Here is an 18403-nt window from a genome sequence, read left to right as displayed (position 1 = left end):
TGTTACTCCTCCCTTGCAGTGAGCCGGAACTTTATTTCCATGTTCGTTCCTTCATCTACCTTGCTTAAAATTGTAAGGGTACTATCGGGGCCATAATACAACAGCAATCTTTCCCGAACATTTCTTAAACCAAAACCTTTCTCAGTTGCCTTTATATCTTTAATTCCAACTCCATTATCTCTCACATTGAAAGTTACCCAGCCTTCCTTTATTTTACCGGTTAACTCAATAATTCCTTCCCCTATCTTTGGCTCCAATCCGTGATAAATGGCATTCTCCACAAGCGGCTGAAGAAGCAGCTTTAAAATTTTTTTCTCCATTAAATTAGAATCAACATTTTCTATATATTGAAAGCGATTTTGATAACGAAGATTTTGAATCGTCATATAATGGTAAATATGCTCTAATTCCTTCGAAACCGGAATTATGTCTTCCCCTTTATTTAGACTCAGTTTAAAACTTTCTGACAAAGCTACTGCCATTTTTGCAATATCATGATTATTTTGCAGTATCGCCATCCAATAGATGGAATCCAATGTGTTGTATAAAAAATGAGGTTTAATTTGTGCCTGGAGAGTCCTAAGCTCAGCCTCTCTTTCCTTTAATTGCGAGCTAACGAGCCTTTCATTCAATTCTTTATTTTCCACTGTTACCCTTTGAAAAATATTCCTAAGATTTATTAATGGTCTAGCAACCTTACCTGAAAAGAAGAAGGCCAGAAAAAGAGCAATTAAGCCAAGAATGGATGAAATAAGTGCTGTGGCCACCCCTATTTTATTAGGCTGTTTAAGTAGTTCCTTTTCCTTAATTAATCGAACAAAGGTCCACCCTGTAGTTTGATTTTGATAACTGCTAATAAGATAGCCTTTTTCCTCTAGTTTATTAAGGGAAGATTCAGAATCAATTCCCTTTTTAAACTCTAAATTAAAGGGCGAAGGATTACTGAAAACAGCATTTCCTCCTTCTTCAGTTGAATTCAGTACAGCCCAATCAGTGTTACTCTCATCTTGGAAAACTCTTAAAAAAAGTGACTGTTTTACATTTACGACCAATAAGCCAATTTTCTCAGGGTTAAATACATTGTGCGGATTTTTTAATAGTTTGACCGATGAAAAAGTTGATTGTTCATTATTAAGGACATTGTAACCGAAAAAAACCGGTCTCCCCTGTGCTTCAGCACTTTGTTTATACCAGGTAGAATAAGCAATATTTCGATCAATTCCACTATTGTCATATTTTCCTATACTTTTTGAATTTCCATAACATACAGACCGATAATTCACGTCGAACAGGCAAACAGAATCAACATATTGCGTATCAATGAGATATCTAGAAATTAAATTTTGTATTCTTTTTGTTGCTTCATTATCTAATACGTTCTGGCCAACTCCAGCGTACTTTGCGCTATCAATCAGTTCACGCCGCGTATCATTGCTCCAGGAGATAAGCCGCTCCATATTGATGATGTTTTGGAACAATAAGTCAGCAGCCTCACTGGATGTTTTAAGATGATTTTCTGTTGTTTGTAATTGATTTTCAATTAATGTATTTTTTGCAATATTAAACGAAATAAATCCTAGTAAAAGAAGTGGCAATATAGAAATCCCTATCATTAGAAGGAAATATTTCCTTCTAATATCATTATGTTGGCCATCATTCTTTTGTTTTTTTAATATTTTTTTCATCTTCTTCCAACCTTTTTAAGTTGTTATATTTTTTTATTATAACAAACTAATATACATCATCTAATTAACTCTTTTTTCCTCCTTCTATTAAGTTCCTTTTTTAAGAAAAAAAGCCTTGAGCAACTCTTTGATGCTCAAGACTCCTTTATTAAACAGGCTAAAAAGGACTCAAGGATTTATTGCCCATACTTATTCTTTCTCTTATAAATCGTACTTCCTAATTAAATAAGTGGGTGTGCAGCTCCAAGCATGGCAATAACTATTTATTAAATGGCTCCCATAAGGGGAAAAATTTTTATTCTTTGGATCATATAATTCCCAAAATGTATCCGCTCCATCTTGGATCATTCCACCCCAATATTTTTTTATTTCTGATATCGCTCTTTCTTTCTCTCCTGAAACAAGAAGCGCTTCTACAAGATGATGGTACATATAAGGTGTAGCAATTCCAACAACAGGCTTTTCTTTTAAAAGCCGATTCATCAGTTGTTTGTTTTCTTCCTTCGTCAACACACCTGCAAGTACCATCCAGATTTGGCTTGCCCAAGAAACTTGACAATCCGAACCACTAATAAAAAATTGCTGTTTTTCATCCCACAAATAAGTTTTAGTAGCTTCCTCAATTTCAGCTAAACAGACTACCAATTTATTCTTTTCAAGAGCATTCAATTCTTCAGTCAGACGGATGGCCTGTTTTATTGTATAAATTAAAACAGCTTGCGACGGAGTTTGTTTGTTTAATCCTTCCTGCCAATCTATAAATGACCACCAGTCTGAGGAGTCTTTCACAATAGAATTTTCATCTAGACGTTCAAGTGCAAGTTCAATCTGACGATAGGCAGTAGGCCATAACTCTTTTAAGGTCTCTAAATCCTTTGTTGCAAAATAGTAATCATGTAAAGTTGATACATAGAATAAGGAGTAATCAAAAATATAGATATCGTCTGCAATTAGCTTTGGTGCTACAAAAACATTTGCTGGAACCTTTCCGCTGTCATTTGGAACACCTGCAAAAAGGTAAAGACATCGTTTAACAAGGTCATTTGTTCTGAATGTTTCATAGTTTGCTAATGCTTGCAATCGTAAATCTCCCAACCACAGTCTCCGATCCCGTTTTGGTCCATCTTCAAAAACTTCCTGCATGCAATCGGCAAGTGTTTTTATGCTTACTTCATCTATTTTTTGAAGTAACATATCCTGATGGGAAATGGTTTGGACAGCATTTATATTTGCGGATGTAACAGCCCTACATTCAACATTTTCAAAAACAATACGGTATTTCTTCGATGTATCAACCACCTCAAACTTTACATACCTAAAACTGTATCTGCGCGGTAATGTGATGGTAGCTGGCAATACATCAACAAATATAGTTTCTTCCTGTAGCCACGAACTGCTGAGCCAACCGTCATAGCTTTCAAATGGTTCCGCCATCTCAACCGGCATTTCACCGATAGTGAGCTTAAGTTTGAGTGGAGCATCCGGCGGACTACCAGCAGGACAAATATTCATGGAAAGATAACCTACCTGATGATTACCAAAATCAAGAATAAAAGAATCACTTTTACGATATTCATTGTCTTTTAGAGTTGATGCCGAAGCAACATACTCCTTTCTCCAGCCATGAATTACATTTGTGTCTGCTTTCATTTTTACAATAGCCTCAGGTTTTACAATCGTTTCAAAAAGCTGCGGATTCAATTGTTCTGCTTTTTCAATGAATTCTTCATTTTGGACCATAACTTGATTTTCTAATTTTTGAATACTCATATCACTATCTCCAGATTCTCCCGTCTAGAATTACGTCTATGAATTTCGACATAAATTTGCGGGTAAATTAATGTTGAATTAGTTTTTATTATATTCATTGTCCTCCACCGTATTTAATAGAGCACAATCTCCATAGGAAAAAAACCTTCCTCATCCACCAACTTTTTAAACATATTGTTTTGCTTCTTCATTTAATTTCTGAATTAATTCTGATAGCATTTCTTCGGTAAAAGCACCCTGACCAAAATTTATAAGTCCCCGTAATGGCATATATTTCATTGAAGCTTTCAGCATTCCAGCCATCTCGCCTTCCCCTTCTGCCATAATTGCTAAAGGATTGTATTTATTTGCTTCCGCAAGCAATTCTTTTGCCAATGGTGCAAGAATTGAATCGGAAAGCAAATCGCCCATAAGTGTATTACGATGAACCACTTTATGAAGAGTAATGATTGAATGAACATGAATCGTCTCTTGAAGAACAATCTCTTTTGACGATTTTCCAACTAAAATCAAAAACTCTCCCGTTTCCACATGCCAATCTTTTAGGTCTGCGTTATAATAAGCAAAAGCTCTTTTATCTAAGGTAAAAGTAACTGTTTTTTCTTCACCTGGCTGCAATTCTAATTTTTCAAAGCCTCTTAGTTCTTTATTTGGTCTTATCACACTACTTGCAACATCTTTGACATAAATCTGGACAATTTCTTTCCCGACTAACTTACCAGCATTTTTTACATTTACAGATACTGTGACAGTATCTGTATCATTTATTTCTTTTTTACTGATAAATAAATCGCTGTATTCGAATTCTGTATAGCTTAATCCATAACCAAATGGAAACAGTGGCTCAATATCCTTCGTATCATAGTAACGGTAGCCTACAAAAATGCCTTCCCTATATTCCACCTTGTCTCCTTCTCCCGGGAAATTAAGAAATGATGGATTGTGAGATAGTTTTTTAGGAAAGGTCTCCGCCAACTTCCCACTTGGACTTACCTCGCCAAATAATAAATCAGCAATTGCGCCACCTAAAGCCTGACCGCCAAGGTATCCTTCAAATAAGCCTTTTACCTGATCAACCCACGGCATTTCTACAGGAGCACCATTGCTTAAAATGACAACTAGGTTTGACTGAACCCCTCCCACAGCTTGAATTAAACGGATATGGTTTTCTGGTAAACGTAAATGTTCTCTATCATACCCTTCAGATTCATAGCGATCAGGCAATCCAACAAAAAGAACGGCTGTTTCAGCTTGTAAAGCTGCTTTTTTAGCCTCATTGATTAAGGATTCATCTATATCATCATTATCAAGATAATAACCTTGGGCATATAATATGTTTACATTTTTGCCAGCGGTATTTTCAATTTCTTCAAGAATGCTTTCAAGTTTTGTTGGATTGACATGGGAGCTTCCTCCTCCTTGATATCTTGGTTTTTTCAGGAATTCTCCAATCACAGCAATTGTGCCTTCTTTTTTTAATGGGAGAATCCCGCCTTTATTTTTCAAAAGTACTATGCTCTCTCTCGCCACTTCTCTCGCAAGCTGATGGTGTGCTCCTTGATCATAGATGGCATTTTCCCTTTTGTTATCAACTGCCATAAAAATAATTCGCAACAGTCGTTCTACAGCCAAATCAAGCCTTTCCTCTAACAACTCTCCGCTTAAAATAGCGTTTACAATTTTCTGTTCACCAATTCCACCGCTTGAAGGCATTTCAAGCTCTAATCCGGCTTCCAAGCTATCTACAAACTCACTTACTGCGCCCCAGTCAGATATGACAAAGCCTTCAAATCCCCATTCATCCTTTAAAATATCGGTTAATAATGTCTTGTTCTCTGATGCATATTCTCCATTTACTCTGTTGTAAGAACTCATCGCTGTCCATGGCTGCGCTTGTTTTATTGCTCCTTCAAAACTTGCAAGGTAAATTTCCCGCAATGTTCTTTCATCTACAATCGCATCAATAGCCTTTCTCCGGTGTTCCTGATTATTGACAGCAAAATGTTTTAGGGAAGTTCCCACCCCTTCACTTTGGACACCTTTTATATGGCTGGATGCCATCTCTGCTGAAAGATATGGATCCTCAGAAAAATACTCAAAGTTTCTTCCGCATAAGGGAGAACGCTTTATATTTGCGCCTGGTCCAAGAAGAACTGCAACATTTTCTGCTTGTGCTTCCTTTCCTAATGCCGACCCTACTTTTTGAATTAATGCACGGTTCCAACTGCTTGCCAATCCAACTGCCGAAGGAAAGCAGGTTGCCGGAACACTATGATTTAAACCAAGATGATCAGCGTCTTTTGCTTGCTTACGAAGTCCATGAGGACCATCCGACACCATAATGGAAGGAACTCCCAATCTTTCAATTCCTTTTGTATGCCAAAAATCTAAACCAGAGCATAAACTAGCTTTTTCTTCTAACGTCATTTTTGCAATTAACTCTTTGATATTTTTACTCATAAAATCACCCTAACAAAAGTAATATTTGTTTATACAACATGCCTGACATTTGGATAATATTTTGCTTGGAGCAAAATATTTTATTATTTCCCTGCTGATTCCAACTCAATTTCAGCTGCCCATATCAATATTTTCCTATGTTGATTTACCATTGGACCAAATATTTTAAGTTTATCAATAGGCTTTATATTAATATGGATGACTTCTTTCTGAGGTCTTCTATATTTATCTCATTTATACACATTAATTGTAACGCCTTCAATCGATTTTGTAAGCGGTTCATTTTTTGGTTTATGTCCGTTTTTTTTAGAATAGAAAACAATTGGATGTTTTTTGAATCCCTTCAAAAGAATTCTAAGGCTGTTCTACGTTTCGTAGGATATGACTTCGTAGGAATTATTTTGGGCTGTAAATAACTTAACATACGTAAGATTCTATAAAAAATGGCAATACATATGTGTATGTATATTTGTTGATCTCTGTAATCGGGAAATTAATGGTTATAATGCTGTTCCTAAAAAAGACGTAGCATTAATTTATCTGCTCTTTCTTCCATTAACAATGAATAAAAACTTAACATATAGACAGCTGAGGATACAAATAAAAAAGAGGATGCCCTCGCAAATCATTTTCACTGACTTTTGGGACACCCTCTTTTTTTATTTCGCCTGGCGACGTCCTACTCTCACAGGGGGGAGAGCCTCCAATCACCATCGACGCTGAGAAGCTCAACTTCCGTGTTCAATATGAGAAGGGGTGTGACCTTTTGATTATAGCTGCCAGACTTATTATATTTTAAAGATGAAGCTCCTTGTGAACTTAGTTGAAGAGACTCGGAGACGGCTTTTCTTTCTTGTATAGCAGCACTATCTCTGGCGAGTATTCCTTAGGTATGTTGAACAAACTGGATACAGCCTCTTATTTTAAAAAAGAGTGAAAAGTGTTTTCAGTGAAGTAAATTACAACCTTTTGTTAATGTTTTAAAATTCTCATAATCAACTTTATGTACGCAAAGAGCCTAGTATAAGAACTAGGTTCACCTTAAACAAATTTAGAATCATATCAAACAAATAAAATGTTTATAAAACTTATCGAACAGAAAGAAGTTTTTCTTTTCTTTTGAAATGATAAAGAGCTCCTAGCATTCCTGCGTTATTTTTATGTTTACACAACTGAATGGGAATCTTAAATTCTTTCCAATACTCAATTTCTTCTAAATAAGCATAAATTTCACTGATTAGCTCTTCACGGCCGCTCACACCGCCACCAATTAAAATTTTCTGTGGATTTAAAGTGACCGCCAAGTTAAAAATTCCATAACTGATACACTTTAGCCAATAATCAATCAACAATTTTACTTCTGGATTCTTTTGGGCTTCGAGAAACACTTCCTCACCTGATATATCTTCCCCTACATCTATACCCTTAAGTTGTTTATACTCATTAATCAAGGAAGAAGTGGAGGCATTATGATGCATGATATTCCTGTTACTTTGCTCCCCTCGGGTAATCATAAATCCAAATTCTCCACCTCTAAAATTAGTACCCGGCAATATTTGATTGTTGATAAAAATTCCTCCACCGATACCTGTCCCAACTGTCATACAAATAAAATCTGTACAATCAACCGCATTTCCATTTAGCTTTTCTGCTAACGCTACGCAATTACCATCATTTTCAATTTCAACCCTAAGGTGAATCTCTTTCTCTAGTAATTCCTTAAGGTTCTGTTTATTCAATGCAGTTATTGACCCTGCTTTTTCCGAATACCCAGTTTGTGTATCTATATATCCAGGCAAACTAATAGCAATCCCACTAATTTTATGTAATTTAGTATACATATAGATGGTATTCAGCATATCATTCAAAAAAAAATCTAAGTCGTGACATTTAGTAGGATAAGTATCTTGTGAAAAAATAGTATAATCCTCTAGTATAATTCCATGCTTTACCTTCGTACCTCCAATATCAAAAGCAATGTATTTTTTCATTCATTATCTCCTTTTTTATAGTTAGTTTCGTTGCACTTAAATTATCTTAAAAGGCTCTACTAATTTAGAGAAGAAGAATTTCAGTATGCTCTAATACCGTTCTTATATCTTTAGGGACGCTAACAGCCATTCTTATCTGTCCATTCCGGTTCTTTATAGTCTACAAGAATAGATTAACTTGAAACTATCTATCTTGCATCTCATAAAGAACCTTCCAAATTATCTTTCAAGAGCTTACATTCGATATGCCTATTGCACGATATCTCAAAAGGAAAGTTAATTGCTCAGCTAAACTATTTATTTAATACATCTATCGCAATTCAATTCTTTCTATATTCACTTTCACTTTCCATTTCATTTAATATGGACTTTCTTTGCTATAGCTCTAAGATGCATTTAACAGCTGCTGCGCTCTTAAAATATTGAATACTCCCATCAGGTAAAACGAGCGACAATGGCGTTTGCTCTGGTCCATCGACTTCAATTATAAATTCTCCTTCACTTCGCTGCCATTCTACTTTCACAATTCCTTTCGGAGTAGCAACCTGTCCTTTTGCCCAGGTAAGATGGTCTGTCCTTGGGCGAATCCGTATGCTACCATAACCAGGTACCTCTGGCTGCACGCCAAGAATTTCCGAGCTGAACTCATAAAGAGGCACGGCTCCCCATCCATGGCAATCACTTCGCTGACTCACAGTATCTTCCATCCAAGTAGTCAATTTTTGATCAACCATCTTTCTCCAGGGTCTCCAGAGTGAGTGCGTATGTTCATAAAGATTAGTCTCTGCCAATGCACGGAATAAGTAAAATGACATGGCAAACGAGCTTTTGGGAATAAAATCATCTGATATTGTTGTTTCCATAACCCGCTTAGCCTCTTCTCCTTTTATCGTTCCAGATAAGATAGCCCATATTTGAGTGTGTTGACTAAAAAGCTCTACCCCAGGTCCATCGGTAAATAAACCTGATTTCCCGCTTGAACGACAGTGTGTGATTACAGCTTCACGGATATGTTCTGCTCTTTTCTCATATTCGGACGCGACTCCCTCTCTACCTACAAAAACTGCCATCTCTGCAGCTTTTCGAAGTGCTACCGCATACATAAAGCTATAAATGGTTAGTGGTCCATAATGAGAGGCCGTAGGAACACCAAATGATTCTTTCCACTCATCTGTCCAATCAATAAACGACCAGTATTTGCTTGGCATTGCGCCAACCAGCCCACGCTCGTCAAGCATTCGGTCATAGTAGTCTAATACCGCATCCACCGAAGACCTGTATCTCTTAATTAATTGAACGTCTCCGTAATACATCATATGGTCGTGAAGCATATAAATCCAATATAATGAAAAACCTGGAATAATCTGCGGCGAGCTAGATGGATAGCGTGATTGTGTTAAACCTTGAGGAAGCAATGAACTATGGAAGTCATAAAATGTCTTCCGTGCTAAACGATCATCTCCCGATGCATTATACGTGAATAAAATTTGTGAACGAGTGTCCATAGCGTACTGTAACTGTTCATAATAAGGGCAATCTTCGTAACTCTCGTGCATACAAAGCTGAAGCGTCCGTAAACTAATATCCCACAAGTCCGAGTATGATTCATCTGAGCTACGAAAATGACCGGTAACTTCAAGAGGATAACCCGTTTCACGATAATCTAACTGATGCAGTGTGAGTGGTTGTCCCTTTGTTTCCATTTCAATACGTACATAACGAAATGTCCGAAACCAAAATGGTTCATAGGTTTCAACTCTATCTATCATTCCGGCTACATGATATCTATCATAATCTCCATATAAAGAGCCAGCTACACTATCTGTTCGGTTTCCCTTATCACGCATCCATGGTACTAGTTTAGGCTCCTGCTCGTAACATTCAGCACACAATAAACGGATTTTCGCCTCTGCCCCCTGACTCATTACAAACTGCAAAAATCCAGTTGTCAGTTCCTCAGCATCCAACTCAGCAATTACCTTACTGTGAGCAGGAATCGTCAATGGAACATCACGATACAATAGATCGAGCCACGCCTCAGTTGAGACTTCAGAATCAATGACTCTCTGAACATTTGAAAATCGTCGCTTCTCCTCCTTCATCAAAGGAATGACTCTTTCTGTTAACACCCAAGGCTTCAGACCGCCGTGTAATGTATCAAACGAGTAAGGGAGAGCAGGGAGCCAATCACAATCATTATATTCACTTACATTCCAGCCAAAAGGAAGCTTTAATCCATCTACATCCTCCGTAATGCCTAAAAAAACTGTATATCTCCCTTGCGAGAGGGAAATAGCTGTATCCTTCACACAATACCAAGTCTCATCCGTATGAAGTTGATTGATTACATGACCAACGGAATCTCTGATGAATCCATGTACGTATAATCCAGCCAGTCGTGTCCTCCATACTGACTCGTTCCCATCCTTCATAGGTGAGTATCGCAAGACTTGAGCTGCTATTACATTTTCCCCTTCCCTCAGATAGGAACTAATATCGACCGTTTCATAATACCATGTAAATCGATCTCCTTTGCATGGACCAAAGCTAACAGAAACCCCATTAATAAAGAGTCGATAACGACTATCTGCTGATACTTTGATTTCAGCTTGATGAGGTCCTTCTTCCAAGTAAAATTTCTTGCGAAAATAAACAAAGCTTCCTATCTTATTCTCATCCGCCATTGTCCAATCAGGAGTCCAAATCCATTTAGCCTCTTCTTCCCAGTTTAGATGCATATCATTTATACTCCTTCCAAATAAAATTTTCAGATTATTATTCCTTTACACCACCTGATGCTACTCCTTCAATAACACGTTTGGAGAAAAAGAAAAAGGCAATTAAGATAGGGATAGTGGCAAGAACAGAAGAAGCTAAGGCACTGTCCATATTCATCATGATATTGCTCGTATACTTCATGATAGAAAGCGGAATTGTTTTTACATTGTCATTTTGTAACAGGACTAGTGGTACAAAAAAGTTATTCCAGATACCAACGGAAGTTACAATACATAAACTCACAATAATTGGAGAAGCTAAAGGCAACATAATTCTCCAGAAAATTTTCCATTCTCCAGCACCATCGATCTTTGCCGATTCATACAAGGAACGCGGTAAATTTGCAAAAAAATTAGTTAACAAGAGAACAGGAGTTGAAATTCCCGCTGCCATAACAAGCATAACTCCCCACACACTATTCATTAGTCCCATATTTTTAATAATCAAAAAGATAGGCACAATGCCTAGTTGCATAGGAAACATCATTCCCATTAAAAAATAAAACTGTATTCCTTTTTTAAAACGAAACTTATACATTCCTAGCCCATACGCTACCATCGATGAAAGAAGAATGATAAGTATAAGAGAACCAATTAAAATGATAACGCTGCTAAAGATATTAAGTTGAAAATGATCCTCTTTGAAAATGTTAATATAAGCTTGAGTGCTCCATTCCTTAGGCCATCCTATAGTATTAGTTAAAATATCTTTCTTTGACCGAAATGAATTCCATACTAAATACCCGAGAACAAACATAGTAAATGAACAGTACAAAAATAGAATCATCCGACTTATATATTGTCGTTCACTCCGGAACATATTAATTCTCCCCCTTACGAGATAAAAGTTTAAGTTGTATCATGGCCACAATAAGAATTACAACAAACATTACACATGCAATAGTTGTTCCCATTCCTATAGAGTTGGCACTAACAGTTCCACCCATAGCTCCGTTAGCCCCAAAAGCAACTCTATAGAAAAACAGGGTCATAACGTCCATAGAATGATCAGTTCCTCCAGATATACCACCTAGCAAATAGTTATAATCAAACACTGTCATGGAAAAGATATAACTAATAATAATTACATTAATGATGCTAGTTCGAAGCAAAGGAAGGACAATATGAAAAAATCTTCCCCAATAACTTGCTCCATCTAAATATGCAGCTTCGAAAATTTCCTCAGGTAGCATTTTCATTGCTCCAATAAAATAAAGCATACTAAAGCCAATGCCCCCCCAGGCACTGATCAAAAACACAACATACATCCCCTTACCTGGAACACCTAACCAATTTCGCACCCAATCTTCTAGTCCAACTAATGTTAGTAAGTGATTAAAGATTCCAACGTTTTGATCGAAAATAAGAGTACCCATAAAAATCACGACCGTAGAGGTGATAAATTGTGGTGCAAATATTATTGTTTGAAAAAAACGATATCCTCGTATCTTCGTATGAATTAAATAAGCTAAATAAAGCTGTGCAGGTAACACAAGAAACAGATTTAATACAAACAAAAGTACATTATTCTTAAAGGCATTTAAGAATTGACTGTACATCCCTTTATTAGTAAATAATTCAATATAATTTTGAAAACCTACAAATTTTGAATCTCCAAATCCATTTGAATAGTACAAACTCATTATTGCTGCTGAAACAATTGGATAAATAACAAAAATTGAATATAGAATTAAGCCTGGTACAATAAACCAAATGTAGGGATGCCTCTTTACCCATGGCATAATCGTAGATGTTTTTCCAGTTTGAGCACTAAATTTTGAATTAGTTGTAGTTTTTATTGATTGCATTTGTTTCGTCACTCCCTAATATTAGAAAGGCCAGGCAGAAACCCAGCCTGTCTAAATATAGTTTATTTTGTTTTTGCTAGTGCCTTATTCAGTATTTGTGCTGCTTCCTGCCCTGTAATTTCCCCCGTCAACAGCTTTGGCATTACATCTTCTAAAAAAATATCCGTAAGCTTAACCTGATCCGTTGAAACCGTCGTCAAAACAGTATAAATATTATGTCCAAGTACATCGTAAGCAGCCAATTCCTTTACGCCTTCATCCTTTGGTTTAATATCGTCAATAATAGGTACTGCCCCGGTTTCCGTTGCAAAAATTTGCTGTGCTTCTTGGCTTGCTAAAAATTTGATATATTCGGCAGCTTCTTTTGGATGCTTTGTATTTGCTGAAACTGCGTAAGTCATTAAATTACTCAAACTTTGAGGTGCTGTTTTCTTACCATCCGTTCCTGGAATATAAAAACGACCAACATTGCTCATCGAACTTTCATAAGTGGTATTATTCCATGTTCCATCTGCTATCATGGCAGCTTTTCCATTTGTAAAAGCTAACTGAGCTCCAGCAGTATCTACAGAACCTAAGTCTTTTGAAAAGTATCCTTGGTCTGCAAAATCACGAATTGTTTGAAAAGTTTTAATAATGCTAGGATCCGAGAAATCCCCTTGTCCATTATTAATTCGCTCAATTGCATCATTACCTAGTGCGGGTAGTAGACTAAATGCTATCCACAACCTAGACCAAGTATCTTTTCCTGGCATAGCAATAGGAGTAATTCCTTTCGATTTTAATGTATCTACCACTTTCACAAATTCATCAAAATTTTTGGGAACCTCTAGGCCGTACTTTTTAAAAAGATCTTTGTTATAATACATTAATTGTGAATCCATAAAGGAAGGTGGCGAAGTATAAAGTTTTCCATCAATTGTTCCATATTCAATAGCTTCTTTTGAATAACGGCTTGTCTCCAACTTATAATCATTTAATGGAAGAAGAGATCCACTATCTACGTACATTTTCATTTTAGGTGTTTTGTTTCCTTGTACAAAGAAGACATCCGGTAAAGAGTTAGATTTTACAGCAGTATCTATAACCTCTTCCTTCCCTGTATACTGATAATCAATTTGAATCTCCGGATTTTTCTTCATGAAAACTTCATTGATTTCCTTAAATCCCTTTTCAGTTGTTGCTTGATTTCCTTGATCTCCCCAAACCTTTAGAGTTACCGTTTTTGATCCACTTTCTCCCTCACTGTTTGAACCTGTATTATTTGCACATCCAGCAAGCGCCACAGCCGCAGTTACAGCTACACTCAAGAATACGCTTCCAATTTTTCTTTTCATATAAATCCCCCTTTTGGAATATTGAGCTGTTGTTCTTGTTATTATCTTAATCTTTATAGATTCTAAATCCCATGATTAAAATTTTAATTACGCTTCCATTTTTTCAGCACTTTTTTTTATGTTAAACAAAAATCCAGCCCTTTCATTAGAGAAAGGCTGGATTGATTCTAATTCTTCAGTTAAATATTCTAATTCTTCAGCTTTTTAGAAGAGTCCGATACTCCGACACAGTGGTTCCAGTTACTTTCTTAAATACCTTAACAAAATAGTTGGCATTAGGATAACCAATTCGGGAAGCAATTTCTTCTGCTGAAAGCTTAGGATTTTCCAGTAACTCCCTAGCTTTATCAATACGAACCTTAGTTACATATTCTAAGAAGGTAAAACCCGTCTCATTGCGAAACAACTGGCTAAAATAATTTGTGTTGAAATTAGTAATTTGTGCTGCCTCTTCCAATCTAATTGACTCAGCATAATGCTCGTGAATAAATGTTATTACTGTTTCTAGCCATGGACTTCTCTGTGTTATAAGAAGAAAAGCTCGATCCTGCTCTTCCATCATATCCTGTGTAATCCGCAACAACTCAGGCCACGAAGAAACAAATTCTGATATTTCATAAGTAAGTACAAGAGGATTAATTTCCTTCTCTAAAGTATCCTTGTCTACTAAAAATCTTTCCGCTCTACTTTTAATAAACTGTTGATACACCATTTGAAGGAATCTGACTGCCTCCTCTGGTGTATATTTCTCTGCAAACAGCTCTCCTACCCCACTCATCCACTTATAAATGCTATCCCGTTGTTTATCCTTTAATAATTCTAAAGCCTTCTTTTTCAAATCTACCCATTCTGAAGCCATTATATTTGTCATCGGACGCGCAGAATTATATTGATATATTCCTGCTCCAAAATAAAAGGACTTATATACAGCGTCTTCAGCCTGCTTACGCATCTTTATCATTTCTGTCAAAAATGCTCCTCTTTCACTAATCCCTACTACAATAGGAATATTTAAGTTATGTCGAACAGTATCCGAAATCTCTGCAAAAATTTTCTCGTCCACAATATTAACTTCTGATTCAGGAAAACATTGGAAGTGGAACAGATTTTGATCCATCCCAATATAAACGTTCTGACTAAACCGTTCAATCAATTCTTGCAATAAATAACCTAGAGCTTTTAAATCTGAATCTAAATAACCATTTTGACTAGGAAGTGCTCTAATAACAATCCAGCACCCATGGGTTTCATTATTATTCCATTTTCTCAACAAATTTGGATAACTAGCAACTTCTATACCCGTTTCCTTCATTATAATTCCCGATAACGTTCTCGTTTTGCGTAGCAACAATTGTTTTTCTAAATCCAAATCCGCAACAACGATTTGTTCTTCTATAGATGATTCTGTCAAATGTGAATAATTTAACTGGTTAAGGATTTGAATTAATTCATCTGGATCAAACAAGTGCTTCAAAATATAATCTTGAACTCCCAGTTGTATAGAGGTTCTTAAGTATTTGAATTCCTCATGGCTACTAAGTATTAAAATGTTCATAACAATGTTTTTCTCTCGAATTCGATGTATGAGTTCCAGTCCGTCCATTTCAGGCATCCGAATATCTGTCAGCAATACATCAGGCGGCCCTTCATGTTCTATCGCCTCCCAAGCCTCCAGACCATTTCGGTAAACACCGGATACATGGTAGCCGTGATTTTCCCAGTCAATGATGGTTTGAAATCCTATACGAACAAGTGATTCATCATCAACAATCATCACTTTCCTCAACAGTCTCCACCTCCACATCTCTTATTAAGGGTATAAGTATTTCCATGGTAGTTCCCATTCCTTCCATACTTAATATCTGCAAACCGTACTGAGAACCATAATGCATCTGAATACGTTCTTGCACACTTCTTAAGCCTATGCTATTTCCCTCGTTCTTTCCAGCCAACATTTCCTGAAGAGATAATAAACGTTCATCTGGAATACCCGTTCCATTATCAGACACCTGTATGAGGAGCTGATTATTACTTTCCTTAATAAACAGTTTAATTTCCCCAGGTCTATCAATACTAGACAAACCGTGAACCAGCGCATTCTCAATTAATGGCTGTAACAAAAACTTAAAAATTTCTACATTTTCCAGATCGTCTTCTATATGAATTGTAAATTGAAAATTTTGATAACGAACTTTTTGTATTTTTACATATTCTTGCATAACAGACAATTCATCCTTTAGCAGCACTAGTTCATCCGTATTGCGCAGCGAGTAGGTCAACAGATGAGTTAAAGCATCAACCATTTCACGAATATGATCCTGTTTTCTAATAAGAGCCATCCAGCGTATTGAATTTAATGTATTATATAAAAAATGTGGAGAGAGCTGGTTCTGCAATAATTTTAATTCTGCTTTTCTCTTTTTCTTCTCATTTCCCTTCACTTCTTCAACCAAATTATAAATTTCGTATAAGACTGAGATAAACAAATCATTCAGCTCACCAATTTCTCTTGCTCCCTTGAATTTTGTCATTAAATGAGGCCGGATTCCTTTTATACCTTGGTGCATATTTTCCCTGAGATGTTTTATAGGTATAACCAGATCGATTACAAAAATATAGGTTGCTACTAACCCAACCACCGTACAAAGAGCTATAAGACCTATTGCAAAACTACTCATGCGATTTACAGTTCGATAAAGCTCGTCCAACGAGAAGGAAGCAAATACACTCCAGCTGTTTTCCTTGCTTTGAGCTACTATATCGAGTGTATCCTTTGATGATTTATCTGAATGCATATCTTTTTTAACTACTACTTGATTTCTTGAATCTCTCAATGCTAATTGTACTCCTGACCCTATTTGAGCAGATTCTAAAGTATTTTGAAGCCAACGCGAATTTATAACCAAATAGGCGATGCCAATTGGCTGAAAGTTATTATCTTTAATAACACGTGCTAGGCGAAAAGCTTGTACCTTTTGGCTCCCAACACGAAACTCACGAGGGTTAAACCAGATTGGTGCACCTTTAGCTTTTTCAATATTATCAATAAACGCTTGTTCGTAATCATTATAATAATCGGCATTATCACTCCCTACTACGAAACGTCCAGATTTCGTTATGAAAACACATGATATGATATTGTTTATATCAATTTCTCCAATTATAGGACGAGTATATTGATCCAATTTCCTTTGAATGCTTAACCTTTCAAACTGATTTTTTGGTATATCTTCAAATAATTGACTAATTTCAGTTTTTGTAAATACTTTTAAACTCAAATCATTATAATCGGATACTTGTGTATCAATTTTATCCCTAGTTAAATTAATTATAGTCTTAGAATAATGACCAATAATCTTTTGTGAAGTTTGATTATAACTGTTTGTTAGTACAATAAGACTAACCACAGATGGTAAGACAATAAGAGGGATATAGATGATGATTAATTTATTCTGTAGTTTCCAATTTCTCAGTTTATACCACTCAAAAGTCCACATACAATCCTCCTTTTTAGTAAGTACTCCCTCACTTCTGGTCTTACCACTAAGGAGTTCTATACTTCCGAGATAACCTATATCAATTTTCTCTTCTATTGTTTCATTAATCAAGATATTAAATTATTTTGACTCCCTCTACTCTGTTTTGCACGATAGGGATTATCCAACTTTAGAAAATGGAAACAAAAATCTGATTGATCAGTAAATAAAAGCATTCTAAATATCATTTACGAGCATTGGGATTTACCCAAATTAAGGCTCATTTCTTCTCTTATCATTTTTGCCAAATCGTCATTAGATAGAGTATTCGTGATGTCCATAAAAAGAAAACGACTGATACGATTATCGCGCGCTATAAAAAACTAAGAGAGCTTTACAATAAGAAACGTGAAGGACGAAAACACTTCCGATTAGTAGTTATTGAGATCATCCAAGTAGTGGTGACGAAATAAGGAAAAATGAGCAGGTTCCTTGTCTCATTGCTCTAGTTGGTTGATAAATTTAACTTATCTTCTGTAAAATTGAATATAAAAAAGAACTAATCCTAAAAGGATTAGTTCTTTTGGTATGCCTGGCGACGTCCTACTCTCACAGGGGGAGAGCCCCCAACTACCATCGGCGCTGAGAAGCTTAACTTCCGTGTTCGGTATGGGAACGGGTGTGACCTTCTCGCTATCGCCACCAGACTATTCATTTGTTTAGAGAGTTGTTCCCTCAAAACTAGATTATGTGTAAGAAGAAAGAATGAGTAATCATTTGTTTTGTCCAGCTGCTGAAGCCAAATCGTACGGCTGTTTCACTCACTCGTACGAAGTCAAAGAACGACTTCTTCTTGCGAGTTCCAACATCCTATCGATTTAAGCGGGCTTCTTCCGCTTTTCTTTTAGTTAAGTCCTCGATCTATTAGTATTTGTCAGCTCCACATGTCGCCACGCTTCCACCTCAAACCTATCAACCTGATCATCTTTCAGGGATCTTACTAGCTTACGCTATGGGAAATCTCATCTCGAGGGGGGCTTCATGCTTAGATGCTTTCAGCACTTATCCCTTCCGCACATAGCTACCCAGCTATGCCTTT

The 18403-nt window shown here is 36.4% G+C and carries 10 protein-coding genes and 3 rRNA genes; all 13 read right to left on the bottom strand.

What is annotated here, in order from left to right; all coding sequences use genetic code 11:
- Positions 1-2: 2 nt before the first annotated feature.
- The gene (locus tag CWS01_RS19985; RefSeq protein ID WP_101178965.1) at positions 3-1685 is read right to left on the bottom strand and encodes a sensor histidine kinase; all 1683 of its coding nucleotides are present in this window, start codon (positions 1683-1685) and stop codon (positions 3-5) included.
- A 201-nt stretch (positions 1686-1886) separates the two neighbouring features.
- The gene (locus tag CWS01_RS19980; RefSeq protein WP_101178964.1) at positions 1887-3455 is read right to left on the bottom strand and encodes an alpha-L-rhamnosidase-related protein; all 1569 of its coding nucleotides are present in this window, start codon (positions 3453-3455) and stop codon (positions 1887-1889) included.
- Positions 3456-3620: 165 nt separating this feature from the next.
- The gene (locus tag CWS01_RS19975) at positions 3621-5915 is read right to left on the bottom strand and encodes a glycoside hydrolase family 3 C-terminal domain-containing protein (protein WP_101178963.1); all 2295 of its coding nucleotides are present in this window, start codon (positions 5913-5915) and stop codon (positions 3621-3623) included.
- A gap of 666 nt (positions 5916-6581) precedes the next feature.
- Positions 6582-6699 (bottom strand): 5S ribosomal RNA (rrf, locus tag CWS01_RS19970).
- 304 nt (positions 6700-7003) lie between these two features.
- Positions 7004-7906, bottom strand: coding sequence for an ROK family protein (locus CWS01_RS19965; protein ID WP_101178962.1), 903 nt, complete (start codon positions 7904-7906; stop codon positions 7004-7006).
- 377 nt (positions 7907-8283) lie between these two features.
- Complete coding sequence (locus CWS01_RS19960; protein ID WP_101178961.1) at positions 8284-10644, bottom strand: alpha-L-rhamnosidase-related protein; 2361 nt, start codon at positions 10642-10644, stop codon at positions 8284-8286.
- Between the two features lie 37 nt (positions 10645-10681).
- A complete protein-coding gene (locus CWS01_RS19955) occupies positions 10682-11503 on the bottom strand; it encodes a carbohydrate ABC transporter permease (protein ID WP_101178960.1) in 822 nt (273 codons plus the stop codon).
- Between the two features lies 1 nt (position 11504).
- Positions 11505-12491 (bottom strand): carbohydrate ABC transporter permease, encoded by a 987-nt coding sequence (locus CWS01_RS19950; RefSeq protein WP_101178959.1) that lies wholly within the window; start codon positions 12489-12491, stop codon positions 11505-11507.
- 62 nt (positions 12492-12553) lie between these two features.
- Positions 12554-13828: an ABC transporter substrate-binding protein gene (locus tag CWS01_RS19945; RefSeq protein WP_101178958.1), complete on the bottom strand. Its 1275-nt coding sequence runs from the start codon at positions 13826-13828 to the stop codon at positions 12554-12556.
- A gap of 196 nt (positions 13829-14024) precedes the next feature.
- Positions 14025-15605 (bottom strand): response regulator transcription factor, encoded by a 1581-nt coding sequence (locus CWS01_RS19940; RefSeq protein ID WP_235852133.1) that lies wholly within the window; start codon positions 15603-15605, stop codon positions 14025-14027.
- Entirely contained in the window at positions 15592-17325 is a 1734-nt protein-coding gene (locus CWS01_RS19935) for a sensor histidine kinase (RefSeq protein WP_157827707.1), read from the bottom strand. The genes CWS01_RS19940 and CWS01_RS19935 overlap by 14 nt, the downstream gene beginning before the upstream one ends.
- A 569-nt stretch (positions 17326-17894) precedes the next feature.
- Positions 17895-18011, bottom strand: a 5S ribosomal RNA gene (rrf, locus tag CWS01_RS19930).
- A gap of 197 nt (positions 18012-18208) precedes the next feature.
- Positions 18209-18403: ribosomal RNA gene (locus tag CWS01_RS19925) — 23S ribosomal RNA — on the bottom strand; the annotation flags it as partial.

Origin of the sequence: Niallia nealsonii, from assembly GCF_002835805.1 — a bacterium.
Classification (GTDB): domain Bacteria; phylum Bacillota; class Bacilli; order Bacillales; family Cytobacillaceae; genus Niallia; species Niallia nealsonii.
This window is presented reverse-complemented; position numbering and strand designations above follow the sequence as displayed.